At 51.0% G+C, this 13,001-nt stretch carries 10 protein-coding genes; 9 read left to right on the top strand and 1 reads right to left on the bottom strand.

Annotated elements, in window-relative coordinates:
• Positions 1-10: 10 nt before the first annotated feature.
• From QEH53_RS00730 to QEH53_RS00765, 9 genes are all read left to right on the top strand, one after another.
• Complete coding sequence (locus QEH53_RS00730; RefSeq protein ID WP_309021198.1) at positions 11-1,921, top strand: AAA family ATPase; 1,911 nt, start codon at positions 11-13, stop codon at positions 1,919-1,921.
• Positions 1,922-1,933: 12 nt separating this feature from the next.
• On the top strand, positions 1,934-2,872 hold the full coding sequence (locus tag QEH53_RS00735; RefSeq protein WP_309021199.1) for a hypothetical protein: 939 nt from the start codon (positions 1,934-1,936) through the stop codon (positions 2,870-2,872).
• An 11-nt stretch (positions 2,873-2,883) separates the two neighbouring features.
• A complete protein-coding gene (locus QEH53_RS00740) occupies positions 2,884-3,351 on the top strand; it encodes a type II toxin-antitoxin system VapC family toxin (protein WP_309021200.1) in 468 nt (155 codons plus the stop codon).
• 261 nt (positions 3,352-3,612) lie between these two features.
• Positions 3,613-4,518 carry an Abi family protein gene (locus tag QEH53_RS00745; RefSeq protein WP_309021201.1) on the top strand — a complete coding sequence of 302 codons (906 nt, stop codon included), beginning with the start codon at positions 3,613-3,615 and terminating at the stop codon, positions 4,516-4,518.
• Between the two features lie 274 nt (positions 4,519-4,792).
• Positions 4,793-5,383, top strand: coding sequence for a nucleotidyltransferase domain-containing protein (locus QEH53_RS00750; RefSeq protein ID WP_309021202.1), 591 nt, complete (start codon positions 4,793-4,795; stop codon positions 5,381-5,383).
• A 15-nt stretch (positions 5,384-5,398) separates the two neighbouring features.
• Positions 5,399-5,758: a four helix bundle protein gene (locus QEH53_RS24125; RefSeq protein WP_345785689.1), complete on the top strand. Its 360-nt coding sequence runs from the start codon at positions 5,399-5,401 to the stop codon at positions 5,756-5,758.
• A gap of 43 nt (positions 5,759-5,801) precedes the next feature.
• Positions 5,802-8,867, top strand: coding sequence for a DEAD/DEAH box helicase family protein (locus tag QEH53_RS00755; protein ID WP_309021203.1), 3,066 nt, complete (start codon positions 5,802-5,804; stop codon positions 8,865-8,867).
• Positions 8,868-9,553: 686 nt separating this feature from the next.
• Complete coding sequence (locus QEH53_RS00760; protein WP_309021204.1) at positions 9,554-10,027, top strand: hypothetical protein; 474 nt, start codon at positions 9,554-9,556, stop codon at positions 10,025-10,027.
• 64 nt (positions 10,028-10,091) lie between these two features.
• Positions 10,092-11,615, top strand: coding sequence for a hypothetical protein (locus QEH53_RS00765; protein WP_309021205.1), 1,524 nt, complete (start codon positions 10,092-10,094; stop codon positions 11,613-11,615).
• 103 nt (positions 11,616-11,718) lie between these two features.
• Here the strand turns inward: QEH53_RS00765 and QEH53_RS00770 are convergent, their stop codons facing one another.
• Complete coding sequence (locus QEH53_RS00770; protein WP_309021206.1) at positions 11,719-12,873, bottom strand: AAA family ATPase; 1,155 nt, start codon at positions 12,871-12,873, stop codon at positions 11,719-11,721.
• Between the last annotated feature and the right edge of the window lie 128 nt (positions 12,874-13,001).

The raw sequence follows: 13,001 nt of genomic DNA on the forward strand, positions 1-13,001 counted from the left end.
AACTCTAACTGTGAAACTTTCCTCAATCAGAATTCAGAACTTTCGTTCGTTTAATGACGAAACGATTCCACTGGATGACTACACCTGTTTCGTCGGTCCAAATGGAGCAGGCAAGTCCAATGTTCTGTCCGCTTTAAACCTGTTCTTTCAAAACCCGACCTCGTCCCTCCCGAACGTCAAGGAACTCGATATTGAAGATTTTCACAATAAGTACACGGAAGAACCAATTCGGATAACCGTCACCTTCGACAATCTTAGCCGAGAAGAGAACGAAGAACTCTCCCATTACGCTCGCCAGGATCGACTAATCGTAACAGCTGAAGCCGCTTGGGACACATCTCAGAGCAAAGCGGAGGTCAAGCAGTACGGCAGTCGCATGGGCATGCGTGTCTTTGCCGATCGTTTTTTTTCGAAGAAAGCTTCGGCTGCTGAATTGAAAATCATCTTCAAACAGCTCCGGTCCGAATACGATGGCATAGCAGCAGCACCAACAAAGGGCGATATGGAGCAAGCCCTTCGAGATTACGAAGCCTCAAATCCTGATCAATGCGAAGAGCTGCCAAGCGAAGATCAATTCTACGGTTCTAATTCTGGAAAACTCAATCGATATATACAGTGGGTCTATGCTCCGGCGGTCAAAGACGCACAAGAGGAAGGAGAAGAATCAAAGAAGTCGGCACTTGGCCAGCTACTCGCCAGAACTGTACGCCAGAAGACAAATTTCGGCGAAAAGCTAGAGAAGCTGAAAAGCGACACCCTAATCGCCTACGAAAAGCTCTTGGGAGAAAACCAATCAGCTCTCGATGAAGTCAGCGGAAATTTGCAAAGGCGTCTTGCTACCTGGTCACATCAAAATGCCAGCCTAAATCTCAAATGGTTAACCGACTCCGCTAAATCGGTTCAAGTCCAGGACCCCAGCGCTGGAGTTTACACGGGCGAAGGCGAATTCTCCGGCAAGCTGTCTAGAATGGGGCATGGACTACAACGATCTTACTTGCTGGCTCTTCTCATCGAAGTTGCAAACTTGGAGTCAGACAATCTACCTACTCTCATTTTCGCGTGCGAAGAACCGGAGTTGTATCAGCACCCTCCTCAGATTCGCCGTCTATCAGAAGTGTTCGCGGAATTAGCAGCAAACAACTCACAAGTCCTCGTAACTACTCATAGTCCGCATTTCGTCAAAGGCAAAGATTTCGAAAATGTCCGACTTCTCCACAAGGACCCACAGAAAGGCCAATCCATACCCTCGTATTCATCCAGCAACGACATCAGCACCTACTTAAACGAGCATCGTTACAACAAAGAGATCCACAACCCATCGAGCCTACGAGTTAAGATCAACCAGTCGTTGCTTCCTCACCTCAATGAAATGTTCTTCTGCCAGTTTCCAGTCTTCGTCGAAGGCTTAGAGGACGTCGCCTTCATCACAACGGCTCTACACATCTTCGATCTCTGGGACGATTTCCACGCATCTGGTTGCCATTTGATTTCTACCAATGGCAAGAGCCACCTCATACATCCCGTCGCCATCGCAAACAAGCTGGGCATTCCCTACTTTCTAATTTTTGACTGCGACTCGAATCAGACCGGTGACAACAGAGAGAAACAGAAGCCCGACAATTTGACGCTTTTCAGCTTGGTCGGAAATCCGACGAAAGACGCATTTCCAGCTGCAGGCTATACTTCTACTAATTGCATTGCATGGCCTGAAAACCTCGGGAAGTCCGTAGAAGCCGATTTCGCGACTCAGGACCTGTGTAATTATATGCAGGAAGCCCGGAAGAGGTGCGGAGGAGCAGGCCAACTAAAGAAAAATTCCATGTTCATCAGCGAATGGCTGACTCTCGCATCAGAATCAGGCATACATTCCCAAACTCTAAACGAGCTCTGCGAGTCAATTCTGACTGCGGCCAAAGCATAATAAACTCTCCCCATGAGCAATCAACACTACCAACTCAAACTCGACGGCCTCAAAGAGCCGCAAGGGCAGATAAAGGCGAGCGACCTCCATCAGGTTCTGGGGGCCTTGATCAAGACCGCCGAACGAGCCACCCGACTCATGGCCACCGGCGAGAGCAAAGGCGGCAAACCGAAGTGGCTCGCCGAAACCACCGCATTCGTCGTCACCGGATTGACCGAAGGCTCGACCATACTTGAAATCGACGCGCCCGAAATCGGGGCCACCGCCAAGGAGCATTTCGTCCAATCCGACTTCTGGCGCGAACCGCCTGAAAACTCTGACACCGCACTCACCCTTGCCGCCCAAGCCATCGACGAGGCCCTGAGTGATGGCGATTCGAGCGAACGCTTCGACTCTGGTCTCCTCGACGCAGCGCTAGAGTTTCGAAAAGTCGCGCGTGATGCGGACATAAAATACAAACTCATTCCCACAGGGAACGCTCGCGGAACATTTGAACTCTCCCAACGATCTTACGAAACCTTCGAAGCCAAAAAGAAAAAACTCCCCGAGCCCAGAGCCTTCATCGTGAGCGGTCGGCTCGACCACATTCAGTACAGCGACCGTCAGTTCCTCCTGGTTCTCACAGCAGGCCAAAAGCTACGTGGCTCCATTCACCAAGAATTCCTTAGCGAGGAATCGCTCAGACCACTTTGGGGCAAGCCCGTCACCATCGAAGGCCTCGTTCACTTCAAAGCCAATGGAACGCCCCGTTTCATCGAAGCTCGAAAGCTCAGCGTGCAAACCTCTCAGGATTCGATCTTCGACGAGATGCCACGAATCTCCGTCGGAGAAACTGCTGAATTCTTCCCCGAGCTTAGCACAAAGTCGAAGAAACGAGCAGATCCCATGGTACTCTGGAATACCTGGCCCGGCGATGAATCCATCGATGAACTCATGGCTCAACTCGACTGAGGAGACAAAGAATGCGCCGTTACCTTCTCGATACAAACATGCTACTCGGATTCATCCGAGGTGCGGAATGGGCTCGTGAGACTTTTGCGCGACTAGACTTTGCGGCCGAAGATTGCATCACCTTCACATCGTCAATCAGCCGCGGAGAGATCCTTGCACTCGCCGAACGAAACGGCTGGGGTCCGAAGAAACGAAACAAACTCGAGGCCGGCCTCAGGCAGTTCTCGGCTCTCGGCATCGACAAAGAAAGCGTTTCGTACGCCTACGCGAAAATCACAGCCTGGTCACAAGGAAAGCCAATCGAACCTGAAACATTCGGTCTTGCGCCCAAACCTGCGAAACCAATGAAACAAAACGACGCTTGGATCGCAGCCATTGCCTATGCATCAAACGCTATTCTTGTCACGACTGACGGCGACTTTGACCATTTAGATGGACGGATAATTGAAGTGGAAACAGTCGACCAAAGAAACTCCTGATAATTTCACAACCCACCACTTCTCACGCTTCCCCATGCGCCGCATCGAATCAGAATTCACAGCTTTCCCCTCCTCAATTCAGGCAAACCACTCACCCGCACTACGCAGAAAGCGTACAAATTTTCTTGCACATTCGACGCCTTGCGGTTCCTTGGAACGTAACACACGCGCCGTGCCGCTCGTCCGCAAGGAGGATGCACATCAAGGGCGCGTTTCTTTTTGCCCAGACACCAGGGCCGTACGGAGAGGAGACGCCATCGGATGAAAGTCTCCTACCAGAAGAAGTGGCTGCCGATCTCCGAGCAGATCGAAAAACTGGAATCCCATGGGCTGGTGGTTTCCGACAAGCCCGAGGCGGAGAAATTCCTCCGCCACCTTAACTACTACCGCTTCAGCGGCTACAGCCTCGCCTTCGAAACCTTTCGACATCGCTTCGTGCCGGGAACGACCTTCGAGCAAATCCGCCAGGCCTACGAATTCGACCGCGCGCTGCGCGACCTCGTCTACGAGTCGATGGAGGTGATCGAACTGGATGTCCGCACCACGGTCGCCTACAGCTTCGGCAAAGCGTATCAGGCATTTGGACACACCGACCCTAGCAATTTCTTCCGCACCTTCAAGCACGCCAACTGGCTCGCAAAGCTGCGAGAGGAATCGGACCGTTCCCGCGAACGTTTTATCGATCACTTCAAGCAACGCTATTCGGAGTATCCAGATCTGCCGATTTGGGTAGCCACCGAAATCATGTCCTTCGGTGCCCTCTCGCGCATGATCGAAGGCATGGGCCGCGACGATCAAAAGTACATCGCTCATCGCTACGGAATGCAGCCGCAAACCTTTGCATCCTGCCTGCACCACCTCGTTTACGTGCGCAACATCTGCGCCCACCATGCCCGTCTCTGGGATCGCTCCTGGGCCATCGAACCGAGCCTACCTCATGGCAAAAAATGGGAACCGCCTCTCTTACCTGGAAGCGACCGACTGTTCGCCAGCCTCCTAATCCAATACACTCTGCTCAACCGCTGCGCCGCCGAGAAACCCTTCGCTGCCGATTGGAAACAACGCGTCGAGACGCTCATCAACAATCAACTCCCAACCTGCCCCCAACCCCTAGAGCAAATGGGACTGACTCCCAACTGGAACGAACACCCAGTCTGGACGAGATGAAGCCTTCTATAGTCAGGCATCGCCCTCCAGCTAATCAACAAAATGAATGTCTCGATCCTTAAAAACTAAAAACCCGATGATTATAGGTTTCACTGGCCATAAGACCCGAAACACACGGCATGGAGCCGAATTTCCACCATCGGATACGGGAAGAAGATCGCATTGCGGTTACAAATGTCAATCCCGCAGCTCAAGCCACCCTCTCGAGGAATAAACTTTGAACTTTCCTCTGTACTAAAAAAGAATACGTTTGTATGAATTTTTAATACATTCCATGACTACCCTCCACTCCCTATTTCCAAAAGCCAGAGCCGAACTCCTTCGACTGCTGCTCACAGATCCAGCGAAAGAGCTCCATCTTCGCGACCTGGCGAAGCAAAGTGGCATGTCAGTAGGAGCATTGCAGAAGGAAGTACAGCGCCTTGAAGAAACAGAGCTACTTGTCTCGCGTCGCGACGGCAACCGACTCTACTTCCGGGCCAACGACTCCCATCCAATTTTTCCGGAACTTCGAGGCATCGTCGAAAAGACCAGCGGACTCGCCGACTCGCTTTCAGAAGCGATCAAGGAAATCGATGGCATCCAGCTGGCCTTCGTCTTTGGCTCAACAGCCAGTGGCGAGGCAAAGGCAAGCAGCGACGTCGACTTCTTCGCCATCGGCAGCGTTGGCCTACGCAAGCTCACTCCCAAACTTCGGCCCGTATCCGATTCACTGGGACGTGAGATCAATCCTTACACCATCACCGCCAAGGGCTTTGCGCAAAAGGCCGCTAGCGGTGACGCATTTATCGAGAGCGTGCTGAACGCTCCGAAACTCTGGATCAAAGGCAGCGACGATGAGCTCAGAGAGAAATCTGAAGAGTGAAGAGTGAAGAGTGAAATGGAAAGCCAACCATTAGGAATTCAAGAACGGACCTTCGCGTTCGCAATTCGGGTTGTCGGTCTGTGCGACTCACTCAATTCTGAACCCGGAGTATCTCGAACGCTTTCCAATCAACTGCTCCGATCTGGGACATCGATTGGGGCGAACGTTGAGGAAGCTCACGGGAGTCAAAGCAAAGCCGACTTCACTGCCAAAATGTACATCGCCTGCAAAGAAGCCCGCGAATCTCTCTATTGGCTACGGCTACTAATCGCGACCAACGTGGTGTCCAAATCCAAACTTCAGCCTCTAACAGACGAAGCAAACGAACTCGTTGCGATCTTAACGACCATAGTGAAGAAAACGAAATCTAGTTAGACTACCCAATTTCACTTTTCACTCTTCAGAATTCACTCTTCCCATGTCTCCTTCCCAAACCAACGAACGTGCCCTTGAATCCTGTATCGAAAAAGCGCTGACGGGCTTATCGCGCGACGAGCTCAAGAAAGACGAGAACGGCGAGCTGATCGTTTCCGAGACTGGAGCGCCCTACGGTCTCTCTCCCGAACACGGCTACCAGCTCGGCTGGCCCAGCGACTTCGACAAGGAGTTCGCCATCGATACCCGACTCTTTTGGGAGTTCCTCCAGTCCACACAAGCCGAGGAATTGAAGAAGCTGCAAGACCGCCCCAACTGGCAGCGCCTCATCCTCGAACGCCTTAACCGGAAGATCCTCAAGGACGGCATACTGAGCGTACTCAAAAAGGGACTCTCCATCGACAGCGCCCGACTTACCCTGCTCTACAGCCTCCCCTACAACGCCACCAATCCCGAGGTCCAAGCGAACTTCGAAAAGAACATCTTCTCCGTCACCCGTCAGGTCCACTTCTCGCAAAGCCAACCTGCCCTTTCCATAGACATGGCGATCTTCATCAACGGAATCGCTATCGCCACCATAGAGCTGAAGAATGCTTGGACCGGTCAGACAACCTACCACGCAAGAAAGCAGTACCAAGAGGACCGAGACCCGAAGGAACCGCTGCTCAACTTCAAACGCTGCCTAGTCCACTTCGCCGCCGATACCGACGAGGTTTACATGACCACCAAACTCGCGGGTAAGAAAACCTTCTTCCTGCCCTTCAACAAAGGGCACAACAACGGAAAAGGAAATCCTCCGAATCCCAACGGCCACAAAACAAGCTATCTATGGGACGAGGTTCTTCGCAAAGAAAGCCTCACCAACATCATCGAGCACTTCTGCAAGCTGATTAAGGAAAAGGATCCCAAGACCGACAAGACCAGAGAAACACTCTTCTTCCCCCGCTACCAGCAGCTCGACGTAGTCCGAAAACTACTACAGCACGCGGGGATGCACGGCCCCGGTCAGCGTTACCTCATCCAGCACTCCGCCGGATCGGGCAAGTCGAACTCGATTACCTGGGCGGCCTATCAGCTAATCGAGCTCTACGCCGAAGGAAGCGACGCGCCAGTCTTCGATTCCGTCATCGTGGTTACGGATCGACGAGCTCTGGACAAACAGCTCCGCGACAACATCAAGCAGTTCTCTGAGGTAAAGAATATCGTCGCTCACGCCACCAAGTCCCAAGACCTCAAGGAGGCCCTAGAGTCCGGCAAGAAGGTTATCATCACCACCATCCAGAAATTTCCATTCATCGTGCAAGGGATCGAGTCGTTGAGCGAACGGAACTTCGCCGTGATCATCGACGAAGCCCACTCCTCCCAAAGCGGCAAAGCCGCGGACAAGATGAGCACGGCCTTGAGCAAAGACGAAGAGGACGAAGAGGAGCCGGAAGACTTGCAGGACAAAATCCTGAAAGCGATGGAAGGCCGCAAGCTCAGCGAGAACGCTTCGTACTTCGCGTTTACCGCTACCCCCAAGAACGCGACGTTGGAGAAGTTCGGAGTGCAGCTGGTGGACGGCAAGTTCGTCCCCTTTCACTTATACTCGATGAAGCAGGCTATCGAAGAGGAATTCATCCTCGACGTACTCGCTAACTACACGACCTACCGCAGCTACTACGAAATCCAAAAATCTGTCGAAGACAACCCGCTCTTCGACACCGCGAAGGCACAGAAGCGATTGCGAGCCTACGTCGAAGGCCATGCTGAAACCATCGCCGTGAAAGCGGAGATCATGGTCAACCACTTCATGGAGAACGTGTGGACTCCCAAGAAGCTCAAGGGAAAAGCCAAGGCCATGGTCGTAACGCGCAACATTGTCACCGCAATCCGCTATTACTTGGCTATTCGTGAAGCTCTCAAGAAACGCGGCACGCCTTTCAAAGCCATCGTTGCCTTCTCCGGAAAGAAGAAGGTCGACGGAATCGAGCATACCGAAGAGTCCCTGAACGGATTCCCATCCAAGGACATTCCCGACGAATTCGACAGCGACGACTACAAGCTGCTCGTGGTCGCCAACAAGTACCTGACCGGATTTGACCAACCAAAGCTTCACAGCATGTACGTCGACAAGAAGCTTCAGCACGTTCTGGCCGTGCAGACGCTTTCCCGACTCAATCGGGCGAACAAGAAACTCGGAAAGAACGATACCTTCATACTGAATTTCTACAATGCGACCGAAGACATCAAACGAGCCTTCGACCCCTTCTACACCTCCACCTCGCTCGCGGCGGCGACGGACGTGAACGTCCTCCATGACTTAAAAGACCTCTTGGACGAAGAAGGAGTCTACGAGCAAAGCGAAGTCATCCAATTCAACGAACTCTATTTCAACAACGTCCCCGCAGATCAGCTTAGTCCCATCATCGATATCGCCGCCGAGCGCTTCAACAACGAGCTAGAGCTAGAAGAGGATCAGAAGGTTGGCTTCAAGGTTCGGGCCAAACAGTTCGTGAAGATCTACGGACAAGTCGCCTGCATGATCCCTTTCAACAATCCCGATTGGGAAATGCTGCATTGGTTCCTCAAGTTCCTCATTCCCAAGCTTCACATTACAGACACGGGTGGAGACCAGATGGACGAAATTCTAAACTCCGTCGACCTGTCGTCCTACGGCCTATCAAGAGTGAAGCTGAACTCCACTATCGGACTCGACTCTTCGGATACGGAACTCGACCCGCAAAACCCGAATCCGCGCAATCCAGGCGGCGAGGAAGAAAGAGAGACGCTCGATGACATCATCCGAAGCTTCAACGAACGCTTCTTCGCGGGTTGGGAAGAAACCGACGAGAGCCAACGCGTCCGCTTCGTAAATATCCTTCGCAACGTCGTCAGTAATCCCAACTACGAGGCACAGGTCGTCAACAACGACGACGTGCAGAACCGCAGGCTAGCCTTCGAAAAAATCGTCCAGCAGGCAGTCAACCAGCAACGCAAGAACGACCTCGAGCTCTACCGCAAATTCGCCGGCGATGAGGACTTCAAGCAAGCCTACATATCAGAGGCCATGCGATATCTAACGATGGCCTCGCCCGAAGATTTAGAGAACCTCTTAAGAGCATCCTAGTCGTCTCCGGGTTCGAAATCGTTCGTGCCATTCACATGTCATCCAATCGGTAGTGGTAGTACGCTACTTCCAAAGTAGCATACGTCAGAAACCAAGCCCGGTCTGAGAATCAGTTCGGCGAGGGGTTCGTTTCCGTTTTTGGCTAAGTGTCGCGCTAGGGATCACGCTGACAAAAAGCAAAGCCGCCGCAGGCAAACCTTGAGCGAGAAGGACTCTTCCCGCGAGGTGCCCGATTTCATCTGGGCCAAGCAGCCGAAATGGATCAAACAAATAGCGTTCCACACGCGTTTGGCCATTTCGCCGTCTTGGTCATTGTCCACAAACAGAAACGATGGTCACAAACAGAGTTTCGGCGTTAGCCTTTTAGTCAGTCAAAAACAGGAATCAGGGATTAAGGTCAGTACTGCGGAATTCTATATCCAAATGCATTTAGATACTCCCTGCCCAATCGAATGATATAGGTTGAAACAGGTTTCAACGTTCATCCGCATAACGGAAACCCTCTATAATTCAGGGTTGCGGTAGAGTATAAGCTCTAAAGAAAAATAGAGTTTAGGGTTCATGGAACTGTATAAACTACCAAGATACTCTCTTTTTTCATAAAAAATCATGTTGATTATCAGGCACTTAAATCATCTGCATAAAAACTTTAAGAAATCTGGAGAAAAACGCCCATAAGAAAGGGCGTGAAAAATAAAGAAAAAGACACAATCATCACGGCCATTGAGGCTTCTCAAAAACTGATGCCCGGACTTCATGAAAATGTAATCCTGCCCGAATCCGTTTTGGAAGTGGGTCAATCCGCTCTAAAGAAGAACTATCCAACCCTGTTGAGCAAAAGCCGCAAGAAGTTGGAAACAGCATCCAAGAGGAGAGATTCACTGCAGGTGACTGAGCCATGCGACTCAAAACCGTTTCTTACGATTTCAGCACTCAAACAACACGCTGAGGATCTCGGATACCATCCATCGCCACAATTCCTCGAGCATGCCCGTCTTCATATTTTGGCATGGCTAGGCACGAACGCCGCCGCCTACGACATTTTCAGGTCGTGGAGCAAAAGCGCGAATAGAACGACGCCACCTCAGCGAGAACCGGAATCTGAGAAGCCGAACCCGAACAGAAAAAAGGAGGGTCTTGACCATGGCTCGATCCAATAAATCTCGGGGCGCAAAAAGGAAATCAAGCGGCAGCGCGGACAGCGTTGCCGCGGTTCTACACCAAGTGGTCCATACCAAAAAATCGAAGGCGGACCAACTAAAGTCGAAGCTGGTAGCTATGGCCGAAACCGAGATCGCGAAAGCCATCTCTGGGCCTGTAGATCTGGAGGAGGAGGGATTCGAATTCGAATCCCTTGGACCTGGCAGCTCATACTGTCGCGACGGGACGGAGATTCGGACTAAGGAACAAGCAAAAGAATGGAGAAATGAAAAGATGACAACATTCGATCACTATTACGCACTCGACAAGCATGGACGATGGAAACGCCGTAAACGAAGCGGAGGCGTCTTGAAAAAGCAAGCGGCCACCCTGTTCCCAGAGCACGACTACATCCTACGGGCACTAGATTCTCTGGGAGTGGATATCTCACCTTTGACTCGTAAGCTCGCGGACAAGGTGACTGACGCATTCGACCGGATCGACCCAAACGAAAACGTCATCCTGACTTCGATTCATCCCAACGCTGGATGCCTGCATATTGACCTCATCACGACACGCTTTTGCCGGCCTACACCCGAACTGAATAAAATAACCCTTAAAAACCAAAATACTCGACAGGGTAACAACCGCAGCGCGCATGCGGGACCTGCGTTGATCGCCCTACTTCGCTTGCGGGAAAGAGGAGTATGGCCTGACGAACTCTCCAAGGACCTGGACAAGTTCTTGCGGAAACGCGAACGCGCGACTGAACGCCTTCCAACGGACTACTTAGTCTGTGACATTGTCGATCGCTTTCTGGAGGAAGAGCTACCGAAACTTCATAAAGGGATTCCCCACCTGGAGAAAGCCGTCGAGAAAGCGAAGGCAGACTACAAGCAGCACATCGAACTTGTGGCCGCTAAAAGACTACACGAATTCAAGGTAGCCAAAGGGGACATTGCTCCAGACGAAACCCTAGAAAAGCTGCGCGAGGAAAAAGCCCGCAAAGAGGAGGAATTAAAGGAGGCACAAAAATACCTCCAAGATTCTGAAAAAGCGTTGCACGATCAAAAAGGGAAGCTCGAAACCCTGAAATCAGAATCAACCAAGCTTCACCAGGAAACTCAGGAAATAGAAAAACAACTCACCAAAACCAAGAATTCGAACGAAACCCTCTCGAACACGATTTCCGACAAACAAAAGGAAACCCTCAAACTCGAATCAGAAGTCGAAACCCTTGAACGAAAAACCGCTGATATAAAAATCAAGTTTCGAGAACTTCGAACCTTGGGAGAAAATCTCATTCGCCGCTTCAAGAGACTTCAAGATTTCTGCAGGACAATCAATGATACCATCACTCTCCAGGAGGAAGTCTCAAATTCTACTCAACAAGCGCTGGGAGCACATCGTAAAGATTCAAAAGCTTCGAACCCCCTTTTCGAATCCCTCTACGGACACCTCGTCCAGTACATCAAAAAGAACACAGCCGGAACCCTGAAAACGTTAGAGGAAAAGTCGAAACCCTTGGAAAAACAAATCAGGGATTTCGAAAGCGAAGCGAAACCCTCTCTTCCCCAAGAGAGTGAGCGAGAAAGGAAAGAAATCTGAAAAGATCGCCTCCTCGACGGCAAAGTAACATTCATCTGTCTGTTAACTCCCCCCTACGGGGGGAGAGTGAAAACGATAGACAGACAGACGCATGCTTAGAGATTCAATTTTTGCCACCAGTGGTCTCGGTCTCAGGCGCCTCTTCTTCCTCTTTGAGCAGTTTCACCATCTCAGCCTTACCATTCCTGAAACGCGTGACTTTCTTGGAAGCTTCCAAAGAAAGGATAATCCCACCAGTAAAATCCTTCTTCCCAAAACCCTTCTCATCAACTGCCTTCACAAGCTCTTGGCGTGACTTGGTTTCCCCTGGGGAATTCGATAGGGTTTCCAGCAAAAACTTCTGTGCTCTCTTTGACCTTTCCTTAGCCTTGTGAGCCTTGTCGGGTTTCGCGACCGCTGGAGGCATCGCTGCGACAATTACCTTTTCATCCGCAGGTAGAAAGACCCCTGGTTTGCGATGCCAGGTCTTAACCGCACCCAAAATACCGTTATTGTTTTTGGCACACGTGCTTTTGACCAAATCGCTTTCCGGATCGGAGCTAGCTCTTTCAAGTATGAAAACAACCCTAGCATGAGCCGCCAAGGCAAACGAACCAGCAATATCGTGCAACATCGCTACGCCTTTTGCATTCCTTCCCCTCGGCTTAGCCGTGTGTGAAACGATAACTAAGGCAGGACTATCCTCATCGCACCCGAATACTCTACGAATCTCTCCGATAACCCTCACAACTGCCTCTCGATTGTCGCCATCGGAGATGGATGTCCAGGGATCAATGACAACAACATCCGGGTTTATTAGCTTCTTTGCATCTTTGACCTTCTTGGCGAATGTCCCCTCACCAAACCGCTCTCCAAAGGTAGGAGGATTAGAGATAAAAACCCTCTCACCGTAATCAAATTTAGGATATTGGCTCGCCTCACTGTAAAGCCTTATAGCTCCATTTTCGAACTGGATAACCATTGTCGTGAATTCGCGATTCACCTTCAGTCCCATCCAGTCTACATCTTTCCGGTTCCTATCGGACTTCAACGCGCCCGCTATCGCCAAGTTCAAGGCTGCCAGACTCTTCCCACATCCCGGCTCCCCTCCGATAAGGGTTACAGCGCCCTTCATCACATGACAATCGCCCACCAAATTACCTTTGCTGCTCGGTTTCTTCTCTAAGATCTGGCCGATCGTACGAAAGATCAACTCACCATCCCGGGCCTTTTCGCTAAGAGTTTCGAGTTCACGAGTTTTTGAAGAGGATTTATTCATAGTAGCCGACGTAGTATTTGAGTTTTCGAGGAGGCCAGCAGCGGCAGAACCTCGGAATCGGCATCAATGAAACTCCCTTTAGGAGATACAATATTTTCTAATACGCAGAATGGATCGAGTTAATTCCC

The sequence above is a fragment of the Pelagicoccus sp. SDUM812002 genome (genome assembly GCF_031127835.1).
GTDB lineage: Bacteria > Verrucomicrobiota > Verrucomicrobiia > Opitutales > Opitutaceae > Pelagicoccus.

What these genes read in the sequence shown, in the direction of transcription:
- QEH53_RS00735 (WP_309021199.1), top strand. Translation starts at nt 1,934, where the DNA reads ATGAGCAATCAACACTACCAACTCAAACTCGACGGCCTCAAAGAGCCG.
- QEH53_RS00740 (WP_309021200.1), top strand. Translation starts at nt 2,884, where the DNA reads ATGCGCCGTTACCTTCTCGATACAAACATGCTACTCGGATTCATCCGA.
- QEH53_RS00750 (WP_309021202.1), top strand. Translation starts at nt 4,793, where the DNA reads ATGACTACCCTCCACTCCCTATTTCCAAAAGCCAGAGCCGAACTCCTT.
- QEH53_RS00745 (WP_309021201.1), top strand. Translation starts at nt 3,613, where the DNA reads ATGAAAGTCTCCTACCAGAAGAAGTGGCTGCCGATCTCCGAGCAGATC.
- QEH53_RS00755 (WP_309021203.1), top strand. Translation starts at nt 5,802, where the DNA reads ATGTCTCCTTCCCAAACCAACGAACGTGCCCTTGAATCCTGTATCGAA.
- QEH53_RS24125 (WP_345785689.1), top strand. Translation starts at nt 5,399, where the DNA reads ATGGAAAGCCAACCATTAGGAATTCAAGAACGGACCTTCGCGTTCGCA.
- QEH53_RS00770 (WP_309021206.1), bottom strand. Translation starts at nt 12,873, where the DNA reads ATGAATAAATCCTCTTCAAAAACTCGTGAACTCGAAACTCTTAGCGAA.